The organism is Rhizobium sp. AN68 (assembly GCF_030758035.1).
Taxonomy (GTDB): domain Bacteria; phylum Pseudomonadota; class Alphaproteobacteria; order Rhizobiales; family Rhizobiaceae; genus Agrobacterium; species Agrobacterium tumefaciens.
In genome coordinates this window covers 953,698-973,083 of the sequence record NZ_JARWMI010000003.1, presented here as the reverse complement: position 1 = coordinate 973,083, position 19,386 = coordinate 953,698, and the positions used below count along the sequence as shown (strand labels likewise).

General features: G+C 60.0%; 21 protein-coding genes. 15 read left to right on the top strand and 6 right to left on the bottom strand.

All coding sequences use genetic code 11. The features are described from left to right. The first annotated feature begins 2 nt into the window (after positions 1-2). From rpsR to rplI, 3 genes are all read left to right on the top strand, one after another. Entirely contained in the window at positions 3-251 is a 249-nt protein-coding gene (rpsR, locus tag RBH71_RS17805; protein WP_003496832.1) for a 30S ribosomal protein S18, read from the top strand. A 188-nt stretch (positions 252-439) separates the two neighbouring features. After that, entirely contained in the window at positions 440-1,414 is a 975-nt protein-coding gene (locus tag RBH71_RS17800; protein WP_025592960.1) for a hypothetical protein, read from the top strand. 14 nt (positions 1,415-1,428) lie between these two features. Beyond that, positions 1,429-2,004, top strand: a complete 576-nt coding sequence (rplI, locus tag RBH71_RS17795) for a 50S ribosomal protein L9 (protein ID WP_003512362.1) — start codon at positions 1,429-1,431, stop codon at positions 2,002-2,004. 265 nt (positions 2,005-2,269) lie between these two features. Here rplI and RBH71_RS17790 read toward each other — a convergent pair whose 3' ends face one another. Genes RBH71_RS17790 through RBH71_RS17780 form a run of 3 tightly spaced genes read right to left on the bottom strand, consistent with a single transcriptional unit; the run spans position 2,270 to position 5,508 of the window. After that, positions 2,270-3,337 (bottom strand): HlyD family secretion protein, encoded by a 1,068-nt coding sequence (locus RBH71_RS17790; protein WP_003512361.1) that lies wholly within the window; start codon positions 3,335-3,337, stop codon positions 2,270-2,272. Between the two features lie 18 nt (positions 3,338-3,355). Further along, positions 3,356-5,056 carry an MFS transporter gene (locus tag RBH71_RS17785; protein WP_003512360.1) on the bottom strand — a complete coding sequence of 567 codons (1,701 nt, stop codon included), beginning with the start codon at positions 5,054-5,056 and terminating at the stop codon, positions 3,356-3,358. Further along, positions 5,053-5,508, bottom strand: a complete 456-nt coding sequence (locus RBH71_RS17780) for a MarR family winged helix-turn-helix transcriptional regulator (protein ID WP_003512359.1) — start codon at positions 5,506-5,508, stop codon at positions 5,053-5,055. Before RBH71_RS17780 ends, RBH71_RS17785 begins: the two co-directional genes overlap by 4 nt. Positions 5,509-5,818: 310 nt before the next feature. Here RBH71_RS17780 and RBH71_RS17775 point away from each other — a divergent pair, with 310 nt between their 5' ends. Beyond that, positions 5,819-7,315, top strand: coding sequence for a replicative DNA helicase (locus RBH71_RS17775; protein ID WP_003512358.1), 1,497 nt, complete (start codon positions 5,819-5,821; stop codon positions 7,313-7,315). Positions 7,316-7,406: 91 nt separating this feature from the next. Here RBH71_RS17775 and RBH71_RS17770 read toward each other — a convergent pair whose 3' ends face one another. The 3 genes from RBH71_RS17770 to RBH71_RS17760 form a co-directional block, all read right to left on the bottom strand. Further along, positions 7,407-7,709: an AzlD family protein gene (locus tag RBH71_RS17770; RefSeq protein ID WP_003512357.1), complete on the bottom strand. Its 303-nt coding sequence runs from the start codon at positions 7,707-7,709 to the stop codon at positions 7,407-7,409. Then, positions 7,706-8,410: an AzlC family ABC transporter permease gene (locus tag RBH71_RS17765; protein WP_003512355.1), complete on the bottom strand. Its 705-nt coding sequence runs from the start codon at positions 8,408-8,410 to the stop codon at positions 7,706-7,708. The genes RBH71_RS17770 and RBH71_RS17765 overlap by 4 nt, the downstream gene beginning before the upstream one ends. Positions 8,411-8,502: 92 nt before the next feature. After that, entirely contained in the window at positions 8,503-9,360 is an 858-nt protein-coding gene (locus tag RBH71_RS17760; RefSeq protein WP_035251674.1) for an AraC family transcriptional regulator, read from the bottom strand. Positions 9,361-9,446: 86 nt separating this feature from the next. Here RBH71_RS17760 and alr point away from each other — a divergent pair, with 86 nt between their 5' ends. From alr to RBH71_RS17705, 11 genes are all read left to right on the top strand, one after another. Then, a complete protein-coding gene (gene alr / locus RBH71_RS17755; protein ID WP_003512351.1) occupies positions 9,447-10,622 on the top strand; it encodes an alanine racemase in 1,176 nt (391 codons plus the stop codon). A 65-nt stretch (positions 10,623-10,687) separates the two neighbouring features. Beyond that, positions 10,688-10,954, top strand: a complete 267-nt coding sequence (locus RBH71_RS17750; protein ID WP_003512349.1) for a type II toxin-antitoxin system ParD family antitoxin — start codon at positions 10,688-10,690, stop codon at positions 10,952-10,954. A gap of 197 nt (positions 10,955-11,151) precedes the next feature. Further along, the gene (gene radA, locus RBH71_RS17745; RefSeq protein WP_003512347.1) at positions 11,152-12,552 is read left to right on the top strand and encodes a DNA repair protein RadA; all 1,401 of its coding nucleotides are present in this window, start codon (positions 11,152-11,154) and stop codon (positions 12,550-12,552) included. Positions 12,553-12,647: 95 nt separating this feature from the next. Then, complete coding sequence (locus RBH71_RS17740) at positions 12,648-13,235, top strand: CvpA family protein (protein WP_003512345.1); 588 nt, start codon at positions 12,648-12,650, stop codon at positions 13,233-13,235. A 138-nt stretch (positions 13,236-13,373) separates the two neighbouring features. Continuing rightward, entirely contained in the window at positions 13,374-14,867 is a 1,494-nt protein-coding gene (gene purF / locus RBH71_RS17735; RefSeq protein WP_003512343.1) for an amidophosphoribosyltransferase, read from the top strand. Between the two features lie 150 nt (positions 14,868-15,017). Then, complete coding sequence (locus RBH71_RS17730) at positions 15,018-15,758, top strand: SDR family NAD(P)-dependent oxidoreductase (RefSeq protein ID WP_003512341.1); 741 nt, start codon at positions 15,018-15,020, stop codon at positions 15,756-15,758. A gap of 225 nt (positions 15,759-15,983) precedes the next feature. After that, positions 15,984-17,369: a cysteine--tRNA ligase gene (gene cysS, locus RBH71_RS17725; RefSeq protein ID WP_003512339.1), complete on the top strand. Its 1,386-nt coding sequence runs from the start codon at positions 15,984-15,986 to the stop codon at positions 17,367-17,369. A 236-nt stretch (positions 17,370-17,605) separates the two neighbouring features. Continuing rightward, entirely contained in the window at positions 17,606-17,974 is a 369-nt protein-coding gene (locus RBH71_RS17720; RefSeq protein ID WP_100199928.1) for an endonuclease domain-containing protein, read from the top strand. Next, positions 17,971-18,447, top strand: coding sequence for a GFA family protein (locus tag RBH71_RS17715; RefSeq protein ID WP_323687431.1), 477 nt, complete (start codon positions 17,971-17,973; stop codon positions 18,445-18,447). Before RBH71_RS17720 ends, RBH71_RS17715 begins: the two co-directional genes overlap by 4 nt. Continuing rightward, positions 18,444-18,908 (top strand): GFA family protein, encoded by a 465-nt coding sequence (locus RBH71_RS17710; protein WP_003512324.1) that lies wholly within the window; start codon positions 18,444-18,446, stop codon positions 18,906-18,908. The genes RBH71_RS17715 and RBH71_RS17710 overlap by 4 nt, the downstream gene beginning before the upstream one ends. Next, positions 18,905-19,384, top strand: coding sequence for a GFA family protein (locus RBH71_RS17705; RefSeq protein ID WP_003512322.1), 480 nt, complete (start codon positions 18,905-18,907; stop codon positions 19,382-19,384). Before RBH71_RS17710 ends, RBH71_RS17705 begins: the two co-directional genes overlap by 4 nt. The last annotated feature ends 2 nt before the right edge of the window (positions 19,385-19,386 follow it).

Sequence of the window (19,386 nt, the reverse complement as noted above, 5' to 3'; positions counted from 1 at the left end):
CAATGGCTGATACATCCTCTTCCCAGGCACGCCGCCCGTTCCACCGCCGTCGCAAGACGTGCCCCTTCTCCGGCGCAAACGCTCCGAAGATCGACTACAAGGACGTTCGTCTCCTGCAGCGCTACATTTCCGAGCGCGGCAAGATCGTTCCTTCCCGCATCACGGCCGTTTCCCAGAAGAAGCAGCGCGAACTCGCCCAGGCGATCAAGCGCGCCCGTTTCCTCGGCCTGCTGCCTTACGTCGTAGCGTAATGATTTGAAGCGAGGCCGCGCTTTGGCGCGGCCTCGTCTTCCACGATGCAACTGACTTTTGATCAGTAGGTTGCGAGTTCAAATCCTTCCGCGTTGGGCGCGGATCGATACCATAAAACCCATGTTGGGGACGACGATCCTGATTGGACCGGTCCTCTAACTGCTCAAGTTTCCAGCAGGACAGCGAAGTGCAAAAGTTGAACCAGACAGTGCTGATCACCGGCGTTCTCGCCGGCATATGCGCCGCGTTTCTAACGCTTGGCGCAACGGCACAGTCGTCCTTTTCCTTCCTGCTTTACGCCGGTTCCGCCATGCCCATCTTCATCGCCGGCATGGGCTGGGGAAATCGCGCAGCCGTCGTTGCGATCATCACCACGGCTATCATCGGCGCGCTCGTCATATCGCCGCTTTTCTCGCTGACCATTGCGATCTTCACGCTGATCCCGGCGGGCTGGCTTTCGCATCTTGCCAATCTGGCGCGCCCGGCCTCGGAACTCGGCGGCCCGGATGACCTGCTTGCCTGGTATCCGCTGTCCGGCATCGTCCTGCATCTCTGCCTTCTGGTTTCGGTTGCCGTCGTCATTCTCGGCTGGATGATCGGTTACGGTCCCGATCTCGTCGCGCGCATGGTCGATCTGATGATGACCTCCGTGCAGAGCCGCGAACCGCTGTTCGAACCCAATGTCGAGGCACTGGCGCAGACGAAGTCACTGCTGGTTCTGATGCTGCCGATCGTTCAGGGCGGCCTGTGGGTCATCCTTTTGTTTGCGGCCTATTATTTCGCGGCCCGGCTGGTCGGTTCCTTCGGCAAGGGTCTTCGCCCACGCGAGGACATTCCTTCCGCACTGCGCATGCACCGCAACGCCATCTTCGTTTTTCTCTGCGGCATCGTCGCCATGTTCTTCGGGGGCGTCGCCGCCATGGTCGGCGCAGTCGTCTGCGGCACCTTCGGCGCGGGCTTCCTGATGGCGGGTTACGCCTCGCTGCACAAACGCGCGCGTGGAAAGGACTGGCGTCTGCCGGTTCTCATCCTCGCCTATCTCTCGGCGGTCTTTGTCTTCCCGCTGCTTATCATTCTCGTTTTGGGATTGAGCGACGTGCGCAGCACGATCTCCCTCACCCCAACGCGGAAAACTGACAATACGAACGAAACCAACACATAGAAAGGATCAAGAAGATGGACGTTATTCTTCTCGAACGCATCAACAAGCTCGGCCAGATGGGCGAAACCGTAAAGGTTCGCGACGGTTACGCACGTAACTTCCTGCTGCCGCAGGGCAAGGCGCTGCGCGCCAACGCCGCCAACAAGACCCGTTTCGAAACCGAGCGCGCAACGCTTGAAGCCCGTAACCTCGAGCGCAAGTCGGAAGCCCAGAAGGTTGCCGAAGCACTCGAAGGCAAGTCCTTCATCGTCGTTCGCTCGGCTGGCGAAACCGGTCAGCTTTACGGTTCTGTTGCTGCTCGCGACGTCGTTGAAATCCTCGGCGCCGAAGGCTTCAACATCGGCCGCAACCAGGTTGAACTGAACACGCCGATCAAGACCATCGGCCTGCACAACGTTACCCTGCACCTGCACGCCGAAGTCGAGCTTCAGGTCGAGCTGAACGTTGCCCGTTCTGCCGAAGAAGCCGAGCGTCAGTCCAAGGGCGAAAGCCTCACCTCCGCCGACGCCATCTACGGCGTTGACGAAGACGCCCTGCGTCCGGAAGACTTCTTCGATCCGGAAGCTGACGGCAACGACGACGACGAATAAGATTTGGCCTTGTGGTCATAAGGAAAACCTCGGATGGCGACATCCGGGGTTTTTTTGGTTTTGTGACTGGAGTGTGTGGAGGGATACCCCCCTCTGCCCTGCCGGGCATCTCCCCCACAAGGGGGGATATCGGCAGGGCGATCCCACATCGCTAATAGCCGCAACGTTGAGGTTGTCGAGCGCAAGCCACAACTCGATCTCCACCCTTGTGGGGGAGATGTCCGGCAGGACAGAGGGGGTGCCTCTCGGCAAACTCAGCGCCAGACTACCTCGCCGCCGTCTCCGCCCCCTCCGGCGCCACGCTCTTGTCCACATGCACGACCACCGACATGCCCGGCGACAGATCCGCTGCCAGCGGCTGGTCGGCGTCGATTGCGATGCGCACGCCGAGACGCTGGGCGATCTTCACGAAATTGCCGGTGGCATTGTCGGGCTTGATGACAGCGAATTCCGATCCCGTTGCGGGCGAGAACCGCTCGACGCGGCCGTTGAGCTTGCGGCGATGCAGGGCATCCACCGAGATCGTCACCGGCTGGCCGACCTGCATACCCGCGAGCTGGGTTTCCTTGAAATTGGCGATGACCCAGACATCATGCGGCACAACCGCCATCAACTGCGTTCCGGCTGTCACATACTGACCGGTGCGCACGCCGATTTCGCCGAGCCTGCCGTCCACCGGCGCGTGAATTTCGGTATTGTCGAGATCGATCCTGGCGAGTTCGACCGCAGCCTCGGCATTGGCGACAGCGGCCTGCAGGGAACTGCGGTTAACGATGATCGTCTGCAAATCCTGCCGCGAGACCTCAAGTGCCGCTTTCGCCTGCGAGAGCGATGCCCTCGCCTTTTCAAGCGCGGCATGAGCCTCTTCCTGCAGGCTGGAGGTGCCGGCACCGCTTTTGATGAGGTTGTCCTGACGGTCTGATGCCAGTTGCGCCTGTTTCAGAGATGCCTGCGCGCTATCGACAGCCGCCTCGCTGGAACGGATATTGGCGTTGGCGGCGTTTTCCTGCTGGCGGGAATTGTCCAGTGCCGCCTTTTGCGTATCCAGCGCGGCTCCCGCCTGCGCCTGCTTCTGGCGGTAGATGCGGTCGTCTATCTTCGCCAGCAATGTGCCCTGTTTGACCTCCTGATAGTCCTTCACCGGCACATCCACGACATAACCGCTCACCTGCGGGCTCATCGTCGTCACGTAACCACGCACGAAGGCGTTGTCGGTCATTTCGACGGTTGAGAGGAATGGCGGCAGGCGCCATGCATAGAGCACCAGGGCGACGCCGGCGAGGCCACCGAGCAGAACGAGAATGGAAACGGGGGTAAAAATCTTCTTCAGCATATTATCACTCTTGGAGGTTCAAGACTGTGGCGCCGGCGCGGCATCGACATTGTCCCGGAAAAAGCGGGGACGGATGCGCAGCCATGCAAGGTGGAGCAAAAGCGCCATGAGCGCCAGCGCCGCAACGGTGGAAATCAACAGGAACGTATCGTTATAGGCGAGCACATAGGCTTCCTTGGTAACCTGCTGGCCAAGGAGGGAAAGCCCCTCGGCCTTCAGCAGCGCCGGATCGGTGATGACGTGGCTGTAGGCGCCGGAAAGCTGCGACACGCGCTGGGCGACCAAAGGGTTGGTGAGCAGGATATTTTCCACCAGAATATTGGAATGGAATTTTTCGCGCAGCGTCACGAAACTGCCGAGCAGCCCGGTCATCAACATCGATCCGGTGATCTGGGTGAACAGGAAGATGGTGATGAAATTCACCAGATAGGGCGCTCCGCGCGCAAGTGCGGCAGCGAACCCCTTTGCCATAACGGGCGGCAGGAACATGGCCGCACCGAAGGCGATCATCATCTGGCTCAGATACATCTGCGCTGGCCGCGTCAGGTTGTTGGACTGGCTGTCCAGAAAAGCGCCGGCCGCAATCAGGGTAAGCGCAATCACATGAGCGGTATCGACATATTTCGTCAGCATCAGCCAGGCACAGGCCGCACCGCCGAGAACCGTCGCCAAAAGCACCAGAGCATAAAGCGTGATCGTCTGGTCGTTCAAAAGGCCAAGCTGCTGGTAGAAACTCACCGCCGTCGAGGATTGCTCGGAGGAAACTGCACGGTAGATGAGCAGGACCGCTATGACATGCAGGTTGGTTTTCGAGAAAATCCAGCGCAGGTCAAGCAGCGGGTTCTTGCGCGGCAACTCGATGACGACCATCAGCGTGAGAAGCGTGATCGACGTGGCCAGAAGCACGCCCAGCCACCATGTTTCGAACCACCAGTAAAACCGGCCAAGCGTGAGCATGACCGCAAGACAGCCGAGGCCACCCGCAAACAGAAGGTAGCTCAGAATATCCGTGCGCTCGATGACTTTCGCCCGCGGAGGCGGCGTGACTTTCAACAGGTAGATCAAGGCGAGCGAGATCAGCGCGAAGCCCATTTCCATCGTGTAAAGGGCATTCCAGCCGCCGATTTGCAGCAAGGAAGGCGAGACGATGCGCGCGAGCGGTGCAGACAGCAAGGTTCCGGTGAGTGCGATGCTGAAGCCCAGCGAGAATTTCCGCGCCGGCGGAAAGGCCTCCAGAATGTAGAGAAAGCCGAGCGAAGAAAGAGGTGCCGCCGCCATGCCGCTGAGGAAGCGGATGACGATCGCCGAATGCAAATCTGTCACGAACAGGTTGAGGCAGGAGGCAACCACGAAGACGATGATCGAAAGTTCGGCAAAGGGACGCAGGCCATATTGCGTTCGCACCTTGAACAGCGCGATGGAAAACGTGGCATAGGGGGCCATATAGGCGGCGGAGAGCCAGGCGACCTCGGCCACCGTGGCGGAAAATTCGCCCTGCAACTGGTATAGATTGGCCATGACGAGGTTCATGCCCAACCCTTGCGTGATGAAGAACGCCAGGCCCGCGAAGATGAAACACAGCCGCAGCCACACTGGCCGCTCCACCGGTTGAGGCGCGGCGGCCGCAGCAGCAGATTCCGGCACGTTCGCCGGCTTTACCGTAACGTCGGCATTTTCAGAGGCGGTCTCATCTGCCGTTTGCGGCACCACGGTACTCACGATTGCGCCCTCCCGCTTGCCAGATTTTGCAGATTGGCCGAAAGCCTGCGCATGACATCCAGCGCCATCGCCAGATCCTGCGAGGAAACATCGGCGGCGATTTCAGAACGGAGCGATTTTGCCACCGCCTGCACCGTTTCGGAGGTTTTCTCGCCCTCCTCCGTCATGTGGATGCGTTTGGCGCGGCGGTCGGTTTCGTCGGAGCGGCGCTCGATGAGGTTCTGTTTCTCCATGCCGTCAAGCACGCGCACCAGCGTCGGCGTTTCGATTTCCATTTCCTCGGCAAGCTCCGTCTGGGTCAGCGGCCCACGTCGCGACAGCGCGAAAAGCGCACGCGCACGCGCCAAAGTCAGGCCGCTTTCCCCTACCCGCGCGTCAAAAAATGCGCGCAGCTTGCGGGTGAAGGCGGACACCTCGTCCAGAAGCTGTTCCTTGTCGGTTTCGCGGGACATGTCAGCAAGCCTTATAATTAGCACACTACTTATTTTCTGCCTATTTATTTGGAAGCCTGCCGATTTTCAAGTTTCTTTCACGTCGGGTCTGCCATGCGATAAACTCATGGCAGCGAATCACGTTGCCGGGAATTTCCCGCCCCTTGTCCCCACCCGCCTGTGGATTGCTGGGGACAACTGAAGATGTGATCCAGCTTCGCAGACAGGACGTCAGGCTGCCATAGAGTGTTGCAACAATATCATTGACTGCCATGGCCAAGGAAGCCAAACCCGAAGTGTAGTGGCAAGGCAAAGGGAGATCGTGCAAACCATGAACGACGCTGTGAGAAAGATCACCCCCGCGCAACCGGCGGAACCGCATTACCGCGAGGCGCCGAACAATATCGAGGCCGAACAGGCGCTGCTGGGCGCCATCCTCGTTAACAACGACGCCTATTACCGCGTGTCGGACTTCTTGAAGCCCGTGCATCTTTACGAACCGCTGCACCGCAAGATTTTCGAAGTGGCGGGCGACATCATCCGCATGGGCAAGACCGCAAATCCGGTGACCATCAAGACCTTCCTGCCCGCAGACGACAAGGTCGGCGACCTGACGGTGGCGCAATATCTGGCGCGTCTGGCGGCAGAAGCCGTTTCGATCATCAATGCGGAAGATTACGGCCGGGCGATTTACGATCTGGCGCTGCGCCGCGCGCTGATCCAGATCGGCGAGGATGTCGTCAACATCGCCTATGATGCGCCGCTGGACATGCCGCCGCAGGCGCAGATCGAAGACACCGAGCGCCGCCTGTTCGAACTGGCGGAAACCGGTCGCTACGATGGCGGCTTCCAGTCGTTCAACGACGCCGTGGCGCTGGCGATCGACATGGCGGGCGCCGCCTTCGAGCGTGACGGCAATCTTTCCGGCATTTCCACCGGCATCCATTCGCTCGACGCCCGCATGGGCGGCCTGCAGCGTTCCGACCTTATCGTACTTGCCGGTCGTCCGGGTATGGGCAAGACCTCGCTTGCCACAAACATCGCCTATAACATCGCCGCGACCTACGATCAGGAAGTTCAGCCTGATGGTTCGTTCAAGGCGAAAAACGGCGGCGTCGTCGGCTTCTACTCGCTCGAAATGTCGTCCGAACAGCTGGCAACCCGTATCATTTCAGAGCAGACGGAAGTGTCTTCCTCGAAAATCCGCCGCGGTGACATTACCGAGGCCGATTTCGAGAAGCTCGTCGCCTGCTCCCAGATGATGCAGAAGGTGCCGCTTTACATCGACCAGACCGGTGGTATCTCCATCGCCCAGCTTTCCGCCCGTGCCCGTCGACTGAAGCGTCAGCGTGGTCTTGACGTCCTGGTGGTCGACTATATTCAGCTGATGACCGGCGCCGGCAAGAGCGGTGAGAACCGCGTGCAGGAAATCACCCAGATCACCACGGGCCTTAAGGCGCTCGGCAAGGAACTCAACGTTCCCATCATCGCGCTTTCACAGCTCTCCCGTGCGGTGGAAAGCCGTGAAGACAAGCGCCCGCAGCTTTCCGACCTGCGTGAATCGGGCTCGATCGAGCAGGACGCCGACGTGGTGCTGTTCGTGTTCCGTGAGGAGTATTACGTCAAGAACATGGAGCCGCGCGATATTTCCGATCCGAAATATGCCGAGTGGGAGGCCCTGTTCGACAAGGTGAAAGGCACCGCCGACGTCATCATCGCCAAACAGCGTCACGGACCCACCGGCACGGTGAAACTCGCCTTCCAGTCCGAATTCACCCGCTTCGCGGATCTGGCCGACCCGAGCTTCAGCCAGTACGAAGAGCATTGATCTAAACCGAGGGCGGAACCGGGTCAGCGTTTCGCCCTGCCTGCTCTAAATCGAAACTGGGGAATCTTTTCAGAACTTTGGCGGGATTGCCTCACAATCCGATTCCGCGCAAAAGCGCCACGGTGACGACGCCGAGCGTTGCGGCTGGCAGCAGGCTGAGGCGGAGCGCCGCGACTGCCGTCACCGCGCAGGCGATTGTTTCCGCCATTCCGCTTGAGAATGCCGTTGGCGTCACCACAGCCATCAAGACCGCAGGCGGAACCACGCCGAGCGCTTTTTTCAGACGCGGCGTCAGGGTGAAATGGTTGACCAGCAGCAGACCCCCAAGACGCGTAGCGACGGTGGCCGCCATCATGGCGAGGATCGCCAGCAGGGTGTTCGTATCAAGCGTCATGCAGGCTGCTCCACCTCGTCCTCGCGGCCGAAGGCTGCGACGGAAAGTCCCGCAAGCGCACCGGCGGCTATGTACCAGGCGCCCGGGACCAGCGCGTGCGTGACAAAGGCGGCGGCAGCGCTTGCCAGCAGCACCAGGCCCGTTTCCCTGCCCTTCCAGAACCCCATCAGCAGCACGATGAACACGGCCGGAAAAGCGAAGTCCAGACCGATGACCGTCATGTCCCCCATCACCGAGCCTAAAAGTGCGCCCGTGAGCGTGGCGATGTTCCAGACGAGGTAGATTGACAGCGCAGCGCCGGTGAAAAATGCGGCCGTCAGCCTGCCGGCAACTGCCCTGAATTCCGATAGCGCCCAGGATTCGTCCGTCAGCACCAGCATGGCAGCATATTTTCGCCAGCCGGTAAAATCATCGAGCTTGCCAGCGATGGAAGCGCTCATCAGCACATGGCGAAGATTGACCAGCAGCGCGGCAAAACCGAGCGCGCTCCAGCTTGCCGGATGCGTCCACAGATCCATGGCGACGAATTGCGAGCCACCTGCAAAGACGAGAATCGACATCAGCGAGGCTTCCAGCGGCGACAATCCCTTGCCGACCGCGACTGCACCGAACACGGCGCCGATCGGCACCATGGCGACCAGCAGGGGTGCCGCAGCTCTCAGGCCTGCGCCAAGCTCTGCACGTTTTTCCAGCACGGACATTGCATTCTCCTTTTCAGAGACATGCGATTACGCCTGCAAGTTTTTCCAGTCTTGAATGAAAGTGACGTTGCGCTTCGGAATGGCCACCAAAATCACGCTGTCCGGAATTGTCCCGGCGTGACGCCGGTGCGCGCCTTGAAATGCCGCGTAAAATGCGCCTGATCGGCAAAACCGCACAGCGCAGCCACCTCGGCCGGCATTTCGCCGGAACGCAGAAGACGGCGCGCCCGCCTTATGCGCACATCTGTCAGATAGGCATGCGGGGTGATGTGGAACTCCTTGCGGAAGGCCCGGATGAGATGCGCGCGGCTGAGACCAGCGATGGACGCCAATTCCTCAAGGCCGATATCGGTCTCGTAATTATCGGAGAGATAGTCGCGGGCGGTATGGACCGCCGTCTTCTCGCGGGTTTCAACGGCCAGGATAATGGCGCTGCCATGCCTGCCGAACAGTGCCGCCAGAACCGAGAACATGCCCTCGTCTGCCTCAAGAGCGCCGGACTTGGCCTCCAGCCTGCGATGCGCCATCTGAAAAGCAGCGGCCATCTGCGGATCACGCGGCAGAAACCTTGGAAAGGACGGCATTCCGTGGAAAGCCCTGCCCGTCACATCCTCGATGATATCACGCAGCAGCGCTGCGTCGGGATAGATCATCCGATAACGATAACCGCCGCCACCCGGCGCACCATCGTGAATCTCGTCCGGATTGATGAGATAGAGATGCCCCGGCCCGGTCTGTTCCCTGGTGCCCTGAATGGTGGAAATCTGCGAGCCGCTTTCGATCGCGCCGATCGAGAAGGTATCATGTGCGTGCGGCGAATATTCATGTGTCAGGAACGTCGCGCTCAGACATTCCATGCCGCCAAAACGCGGGTCGCGCCAGAAACGCGTCGTTTCCGTCGCTGCAACCGGCATGACGTCTATGGCCTGTTCCTGCGAAACATTGTGCATAGAACGACTTTAAACCAATCGGTCATTACCGTCTTGAACAAAAGTGCTAGGGTCCGAACCGGTTCCAAATCAACCGGACGCATGGCATGACAGACGACTTCGAAGACACATTTCCCGAACACGAAACCGACGCTTTCGAACATGCGCCGCTGAGGCTGACCGTCGATCTCGGCGCGCTTGCCGACAATTGGCGCGACATGAAAAAGCGGTCCGGCAAGGCGCGGACGGCGGCTGTCGTGAAAGCAGATGCCTACGGGCTCGGTATCGAGGATTGCGGCGCGACGCTCTACCATGCCGGCGCACGCGACTTCTTCGTGGCAACGGTGTCCGAAGGTGCGACCTTGCGATCCTATGCACCGGAAGCGCGAATCTTCGTGCTGTCAGGCATCTGGCAGGGCCAGGAGCGTCAGGTCTTCGATAATGATCTCGTGCCGGTTCTGGCCTCGGAGGAACAGCTGTCCTTCTGGATGGCGACGGTTGCCGAACGCGGCGAACACCCCTGCGCGCTGCATGTGGATACCGGCTTCAACCGGCTTGGCCTGCCGCTGGACGACGCGCTGTTTCTGGCAGACGACGTGACCCGGCCTGCGAGTTTCGATCCGGTTCTGGTGCTCTCCCACCTCGCCTGCGCCGACACGCCGTCTTCGCCTATGAATAAGGTCCAGCTCGAATCATTCCGCAAGGTTAGCGCCGCTTTCGAAGGAACCGAATCAAGCCTTTCCGCTTCTGCCGGAATCTTTCTGGGGCCGGATTATCATTTCGATCTGACCCGCCCCGGCATTGCCCTTTACGGCGGCGAGGCAATCAACGATGTGGCAAACCCGATGCGGCCCGTCGCAAAGGCCGAAGCGCGGATCATCCAGATTCGCGAGGCCGGCGAAGGCCAGACAGTCAGCTATGGCGGCACCTATTTGCTGAAACGGGCGAGCCGCCTTGCCATCGCTTCCGTTGGTTATGCGGACGGCTACCAGCGGTCGCTTTCCGGTTCCGGCATTCCATTGCGCGAAATGGGCCATGGCGGTGCTTACGGCATAGTCAACGGCCACAAGGCGCCGGTCGCCGGTCGTGTGACCATGGATCTCACCATTTTCGACATCACGGACATACCGGCAAACGCTGTCCGCACCGGCGATTATATCGAGCTTTTCGGCCCGAAAGTGCCGCTCGATGAGGTGGCGCGCGCCGCCGGCACCATCGGTTACGAAATGCTGACGGGGCTTGGTTTGCGCTACGAGCGGCAATATCTGATGGCTGACGACTGAACCACGTCTTTAGCTCTTGGAAAGCGGAAGCGACCTGTGCTAAAAGAGAACAAAAGGAGATCGAAATGCCCGAAATCCATTTGAGCGAGCAGGACGAAAGGTTCATCGAAGAGCAGGTGGCTGCGGGTGTCTATAGCGATGCGGACGCCGCTATTCATGCGAGCCTGCAATTGCTGAGCAGCGATGAAAGAAAAAGAGTCGCGCGTAAATTGCTGATACAGGGCATTGACGACGCTGAAGCAGACCGGGTTCACCGCTATGCCTCACAAGACGACTTCCTGAGCGATATCAAACGCGTTTCCGTGCAGCAAAAAACGGGGACCGGTCATTAAAATCCGGACCCCAATCTGGACCACGCGGGCAAGGCGCGATCTTGCCGAAGACCATGGGCCGGGCTTCGCAGTATTGCCTATCGTGAGCGCGTCATCTTCTTTCGCGTTGACGAGGCCGATCTAACCGTTCTGCGCTTGCTGCACGGCCACCAGGACAATTCCGCCAAAGATTTCAAACAAGAAGAAAACTGACATAGATGGCCAAAGCCAAGACCCAATTCGTGTGCCAGAACTGCGGCACGGTTCATACCCGCTGGGCGGGAAAATGCGAAGGCTGCGGCGAGTGGAATACCATCGTCGAAGAAGATCCGATGGGCGGCATCGGCTCCGGCCCCGGCAAGACGCCGAAAAAGGGCCGGGCGGTCGCGCTCACGGCGCTTTCGGGCGAGATCGAGGAGGCGCCGCGCATTCCGACCGGCATCAGCGAACTGGACCGGGCAACCGGTGGCGGTTTCGTGCGCGGTTCGGCGGTGTTGATCGGCGGCGATCCCGGCATCGGCAAATCGACCCTGCTGATGCAGGCGGCGGCTGCCCTTTCACGGCGCGGACATCGCGTCATCTATGTTTCTGGCGAAGAAGCGGTAGCGCAGGTGCGTCTGCGGGCCCAGCGGCTGGGTGCGGCGGAAACCGACGTGCTGCTGGCGGCAGAAACCAATGTCGAGGATATTCTGGCGACGATTTCCGAGGGCAAACGCCCCGATCTCGTCATCATCGATTCCATCCAGACGCTATGGAGCGACACGGCCGATTCCGCTCCCGGCACGGTAACGCAGGTGCGCACCGGCGTGCAGGCAATGATCCGTTACGCCAAGCAAACGGGCGCGACCATGGTGCTGGTGGGCCATGTGACCAAGGAAGGCCAGATCGCCGGTCCGCGCGTGGTGGAGCACATGGTCGACGCCGTGCTTTATTTCGAAGGCGACCGCGGCCACCATTACCGCATTCTGCGCACCGTCAAGAACCGCTTCGGGCCGACGGACGAGATCGGCGTGTTTGAAATGTCCGACCGCGGATTGCGCGAGGTCTCCAACCCGTCCGAACTGTTCCTTGGCGAGCGCAACGAGAAATCTCCCGGTGCCGCGGTCTTTGCCGGCATGGAGGGCACCCGTCCCATTCTGGTCGAGGTGCAGGCGCTGGTCGCGGCCACCTCGCTCGGCACGCCGCGCCGCGCCGTGGTCGGCTGGGACAGTTCGCGGCTCGCCATGATCCTTGCCGTGCTGGAAGCCCATTGCGGCGTGAAGCTCGGTCAGCACGACGTTTATCTGAACGTCGCCGGCGGATACCGCATTTCCGAACCGGCTGCGGATATGGCGATAGCTTCTGCGCTGGTTTCCTCGCTTGCCGGTCTTGCCCTGCCCGCCGATTGCGTCTATTTCGGCGAGATCAGCCTGTCGGGCGCGGTACGGCCCGTCTCGCATACGGGCCAGCGTTTGAAAGAAGCTGAAAAACTCGGTTTCTCCGCCGCACTTCTGCCGTCTGCTTCGGCTGAATTGCCGAAAGCGGGCAAGGGGCGCTGGACGGAAATAGAAAGCCTGCCGGACCTCGTGGCGCGCATTGCCGGTTCCGGCAACCGGTTCAAACAGGTTGAGGACGACTAAGATTGATCCTTTCGCCAAGGGAAACAGTGGTGTAAGAGGATCGCACAATTGGCAAGGCAGCGCCTGACAGGGCGTCGCACCTCCGGAGTTGGTATATGCCCATTACAATTTTCGACGGCATCGTCATCGCCGTTGTTCTTTTCTCCGCCATTCTCGCGATGGTGCGCGGTTTTTCCCGCGAGATTCTGTCCATCGCGAGCTGGGCCGGTTCGGTCGCCGCCGCCTATTATCTTTTCCCGATCCTGCTGCCCTATGCACGCAACTATACCGATGACGACAAGATCGCCATCGCCGGTTCGGCAGGCGTCGTCTTCCTCATCTCCCTCGTCGTCATTTCCTTCATCACCTCGCGCATTGCCGATTTCATCATCGACAGCCGCATTGGTGCGCTGGATCGCACGCTGGGTTTCCTGTTCGGCGCAGCGCGCGGCATTCTCTTGCTGGTCGTCGCGGTTGCCTTCTGGAACTGGCTGGTGGATGTGAAGACGCAGCCGCAATGGGTAACCCAGGCCAAGTCCAAGCCTTTCCTCGACGGGCTGGTGGGCAAGCTGGAAGCGGTTCTGCCTGACGATATCGAGCCGCAGATCCGCGCCCGCATCCTCGGAAAACCGCAGGAACCGGCAGCCGCGCAGACCCCTGCGGAAGATGTACCGGCGACAAATCCGCCGGCAACGAATAATTGACACAGTGTCGCGCCTTGCAATGCATGCAAGGCGCGCTATTTGTGCTAAATATCAAGCACGACACAGACTGGCCGACCGGGAGACAAGCTCACCGGAGAGGTCTTTCGTTTTTCTCGGTAGAGAGCAAGGGCAAGCCGGATGATTGAGCCGCTTTCGCATTCCACTTTCAATGAAGAGATCGACGGCGACACGCTGCACGAAGAGTGCGGCGTGTTCGGCATTCTCGGCCACGCCGATGCCTCCGCCCTGACTGCACTCGGCCTGCATGCGCTTCAGCATCGCGGCCAGGAGGCAGCAGGCATCGTCTCCTTCGATGGCAAGCGCTTCCATCAGGAACGCCATATGGGCCTCGTCGGCGATCATTATACCGATCCTGCAACCCTTGCCCGCCTGCCCGGCTCCATCGCGATTGGCCATACCCGCTACTCCACGACAGGCGAAGTGGCGATGCGCAACGTGCAGCCACTGTTTGCCGAGCTGGAAGAAGGCGGCATTTCGATTGCCCATAACGGCAATTTCACCAATGGCCTGACGCTTCGCCGACAGATCATCGCCACCGGCGCCATCTGTCAGTCGACATCGGATACCGAAGTCGTGCTGCACCTCATCGCCCGTTCGCGTCACAGCTCCACTGCCGACCGTTTCATCGACGCCATCCGTCAGATGGAAGGCGGCTATTCGATGCTGGCGATGACCCGCACCAAGCTGATCGCAGCCCGCGACCCGATCGGCATCCGCCCGCTCGTCATGGGTGAGCTGGACGGCAAGCCGATCTTCTGCTCGGAGACCTGCGCTCTCGATATCATCGGCGCGAAATTCGTGCGTGACGTCGAAAACGGCGAAGTCATCATCTGCGAAATTCAGCCTGATGGTTCGATCACCATCGATGCACGCAAGCCTTCGAAGCCGCAGCCGGAACGTCTCTGCCTGTTCGAATATGTCTATTTCGCCCGCCCCGATTCCGTCGTCGGCGGCCGCAACGTCTATACGACGCGTAAGAACATGGGCATGAACCTTGCCAAGGAAGCGCCGCTGGAAGCTGACGTTGTCGTTCCGGTTCCCGATGGCGGCACCCCGGCAGCGCTCGGTTTTGCGCAGGAAAGCGGTATTCCGTTCGAATACGGAATCATCCGCAACCACTATGTCGGCCGTACCTTCATCGAGCCGACGCAGCAGATCCGCGCTTTTGGCGTCAAGCTCAAGCATTCCGCCAACCGGGCGATGATTGAAGGCAAGCGCGTGGTGCTGGTGGATGATTCGATCGTGCGCGGCACGACTTCATTGAAGATCGTGCAGATGATCCGCGAAGCTGGCGCGAAAGAAGTGCATATCCGCGTTGCCAGCCCGATGATTTTCCATCCGGATTTCTACGGCATCGACACGCCTGATGCCGACAAGCTGCTCGCCAACCAATATGCCGATGTGGACGCCATGGCGAAATTCATTGGCGCCGATTCGCTTGCCTTCCTGTCGATCGACGGTCTTTACCGCGCCGTCGGTGGCGAGAACCGCAACAATGCGCGTCCGCAATTCACGGACCATTATTTTACCGGCGACTACCCTACGCGCCTTCTCGACCAGAACGGCGAGGCGATGGGCAGCAAGATTTCCGTGCTGGCCAGCAACGGCTGATAATTTTGAAATAACAAGCGGCCATCGGCTTCCGGTGGCCGCTTTTTTGTGGCGGGCGATTGAAACCGTGCCCGCTGCGGCGTTTTGATCGCTTGCGGTTGGCGTCAGGGGCTTCATAAAACAAGCGGAATGAATTTCGGAGGGGGCAAAATGACCATCAATCTCAAGGGCAGGATCGCGCTCGTCACCGGCGCGTCGCGCGGTATCGGCTATTTCACGGCGCTGGAACTTGCCAAGGCCGGTGCGCATGTCATTGCCTGCGCCCGCACGGTCGGCGGCCTCGAGGATCTGGACGACGCCATCAAGGCCGTCGGCGGCACCGCGACGCTGGTTCCCTTCGATCTCGCCGATATGAACGCCATCGATGCGCTGGGCGCCAATATCTTCGAGCGCTGGGGCAAGCTCGATATTCTGGTCGCGAATGCCGGTGTTCTCGGCGTCATCTCGCCGGTCGGCCATATCGAGGCGAAAGTCTTCGAAAAGGTCATGACCATCAATGTCACCGCTACATGGCGGCTGATCCGCTCGGTCGAACCGTTGCTCCTGCGATCGGATGCCGGGCGCGCGTTGATCCTGTCTTCCGGTGCTGCCCATAGCTGTCGTCCCTTCTGGGGCGTCTATTCCACCTCCAAGGCCGCCGTTGAGGCACTTGCCCGGACCTGGGCTGCGGAAACAGACAAAACCGCGCTGCGCATCAACAGCATCAATCCCGGCGCGACGCGCACCGCGATGCGTGCGCAGGCCATGCCCGGCGAAGACCCCGCAGACGTGCCACACCCTTCTGAAGTTGCCGCCGCCATTGTTCAACTCGCCTCGCCTGAGCTTACCGAAACCGGCAAGCTCTTCGTGGTGCGTGAAGGCAAATTCCTGGATTACCGCCAGCCGGAATAGGCTTTTGGTCAAGGCGATCTCTTAAGGTGCTTCTGGCGCCTGCGAGAAACGCTTGACCGCGAAACACCGGCACGCCATAAGGCAAGGCATGAAAACAACGATCTGCACCTGCTGCTGAATAATTTTTGCTGGTTCACCACCGGCCAGATCGTTTTCGTCTCCCCGCAAGGTCCAACAGACAAACGGTCCGGCCAGGACAATTGACTGCCTTTAGGGAACGCCCGCATGTCCTTGCGCCTGAAACTCCACAACACCCTGACACGCGAAAAGACGGAATTTGTGCCGATCGACGCCGACAATGTGCGCATGTATGTCTGCGGACCAACGGTTTACGATTTCGCCCATATCGGCAATGCGCGCCCGGTCATCGTTTTCGATGTTCTTTACCGGCTGTTGCGCCACGTCTATGGCGAAAGCCATGTGACCTACGCCCGCAACATCACCGATCTCGACGACAAGATCAACGCAAGGGCGCTGCGCGACTATCCGCATCTGCCGCTGAATGACGCCATCCACGCGGTGACGAAAAAGACCGCCGACCAGTTCCATGAGGATGTGGCAGCACTCGGCTGCCTGCAGCCGACCGTTGAACCGCGCGCCACCGACTACATCGCCGAGATGATCGACATCATCGAGAAGCTGATCGCGCGCGGCCATGCCTATGCGGCGGGCGGCGAAGTGCTGTTCGACACCCGCTCGATGGCCGATTACGGCCAGTTGTCCAAACGCCCGCTGGACGAACAGCAGGCCGGCGCGCGCGTGGCGGTGGAAGCACACAAGAAGACCCCCGGCGATTTCGTGCTGTGGAAACTTTCCTCTGATAATGAGCCCGGCTGGGAAAGCCCTTGGGGCCGCGGCCGTCCGGGCTGGCACATCGAATGCTCGGCCATGGCCGGTCGCTACCTCGGCGAAGTGTTCGACATTCACGGCGGCGGGCTCGATCTCATTTTCCCGCATCACGAGAACGAAATCGCGCAATCCCGCTGCGCCCACGGCACGCAGGTGATGGCCAATGTGTGGATGCATAACGGCTTCGTGCAGGTGGAAGGCCGCAAGATGTCGAAGTCCGAGGGCAACTTCGTGACCATCTATGAATTGCTGCACACCGAAAAATTTGGCGGTCGCCAATGGCCGGGCGAGGTTCTTCGCCTTGCCATGCTGATGACGCATTACCGCGAGCCAATCGATTTTTCGGTGAAGCGTCTCGAAGAGGCCGAACGTCTTCTCGCCAAGTGGCCGGCGGCCGAAGCCTCCGACGCGGCACCGGACGAAACCGTGCTTGATGCGCTTGCCGACGACCTGAACACGGTTGCCGCCGTGCAGGCGCTTCACGCGCTGGCACATGCCGCCAACACCGATCCTGCCCGCCTGCCCGCCTTTGCGGCCAGCGCCGCGCTGCTCGGCGTATTGCCGAAGAAAGCGGAAGTGGACGAGGCCATCGTTTCAGCCGTCGATGCCCTGGTGCAGCTACGCCTTGAAATGCTGAAGGCGAAGAACTTTGCAGAGGCGGATCGTTTGCGCGACGAGCTTTCTGAGAAGGGCATTCAGTTGAAGGATGGCAAGGATAAGGAAACCGGGGAACGGACGACGACCTGGGAGTTGAAGCGGTAATTTGCTGCTGCGGCTTGGGACTTCCCCCCTCTGCCCTGCCGGGGAGATCAGCCGGAAGCACACTTCCGCTCCGTATTCAGCGTTCAAGAGGGGCGAGCGATAACCGCGATTGATCTCCCCACCTGTGGGGGAGATGCCCGGCAGGGCAGAGGGGGGCCGACGGTCACCACAATCCGCTTGCGGTTTTGAGTTACCTCAACCAATCTGAGGTAAAGCAGCTAACTGGCGAACCAATGATGCCACACGCGGACGTAGACCCGATGCATCGCAAATATGCGAAGCAGATGCGGAAAGTAATGACGGATGCCGAACTGAAGCTCTGGAATGCTATTCGCGCGCATCGCCTCGAGGGGTTAAGTTTCCGCAGACAAATGCCGATTGCCGGTTTTATCGTCGATTTCGCATGTTCGGATCATCGCCTGATTATCGAGATCGATGGCTCCCAACATACAACCGAGGCGGCGCTACAATACGATCAGGAACGAACTGCGCGGCTTCAGGAAGACGGCTGGACCGTCCTCCGTTTCTGGAACGAAGATGTTGTGAAAGACATCGACAATGTCTGTCTCCACATTATCCGAACGGTGAAGGAGAGCCAACCATGACCACCTACACCGGCGGATGCCAGTGCGGCGCGATCCGGTTCCGCGCGACTGGCGATCTCAAGGACAGTTCCATCTGTCATTGCCGCATGTGCCAGAAGGCTTTCGGGGCCTATTATGCGCCGCTGGTTTCGGTGCGTGAGGTCGAATTCGAATGGACGCGCGGCGAACCCAAGCGTTTTCAGTCCTCCAGCGTCGTCAAGCGCGGCTTCTGCGCCGAATGCGGCACGCCGCTGACCTATGAGGCGCCGGATGGCATTGCGGTTGCGGCCGGTGCTTTCGACGATCCTGCCGCCTTGCCGCCCACCATTCAGTGGGGGGTGGAACGCAAGATCGATTTCGTCGCCAGCATCCACACGCTACCCGCCGTCCCAACGGAAGACGATCTGACCTCGGTCGACTATCTGACCAACCTCGTTTCCTACCAGCACCCCGACCATGACACCGAGAGCTGGCCCCCGGAGAATAAACGATGAGCGAAACAGGCTTTTCCGGCGGCTGCCAGTGCGGCGCCGTGCGGTTTCATGCGGGCAAGATCGGTCGCCCCTCCATTTGCCATTGCCGCATGTGCCAGAAGCATTTTGGCAATTTCTTCGGTGCACTCGTCACCGCCGATCAGGCGCATCTGACATGGACGCGCGGCCAGCCTTCCCTCTTCCGTTCATCTGCGAAAATCCATCGCGGCTTCTGCAACAAATGCGGCACGCCGCTGACCTACCATTATCCTGGCGGCGTAGAGATCGCGATCGGCGCTTTCGATCATCCGGAGCGGATCGAACCGCAGGTGCAGGTCAATATCCACAAGCGCATGCCCTGGATCGAGCAGCTGTTTTCAAAACCTGCAATCGAGCAGAGCGTCGATGAGGCTGATATCACCTCCTTCCAACACCCGGACCACGACACCAAGGTCTGGCCGCCGGAAGACGACCGCGCATGAACGGTTCAGAAAGCTTCAGCGGCGGATGCCAGTGTGGCGCCGTGCGTTACCGGATCGATGGCGGGTTGCGCTATCCGCATCTGTGTCATTGCCGCATGTGCCAGAAAGCATCGGGCAACTATTTCATGCCGCTTGCAGCAAGTACCCGCGCGAAGTTTGAAATGACCCGTGGCGAGGCTTCGTGGTTCCAGTCGTCCGATCACGTGCGGCGCGGTTTTTGCGGACGGTGCGGCACGCCACTTTTCTATGACATGCCGGACGCCGATTTCATCAACATCACGCTTGGTTCGCTGGACGAGCCGGAGCTGATAAAGCCCGAGGCGCAATCAAATCTCGACAGCAAAATGCATTGGTTCGGGGAGCTTGACGGCTTGCCGGTCGAGCCGGAAGCTGCGCCGGATGAAAACCGGCTACCGGTCAACAACCGGCAACACCCGGATCGTGACACGGCCGAATGGCCACCTGAAGGAAAGTAAGA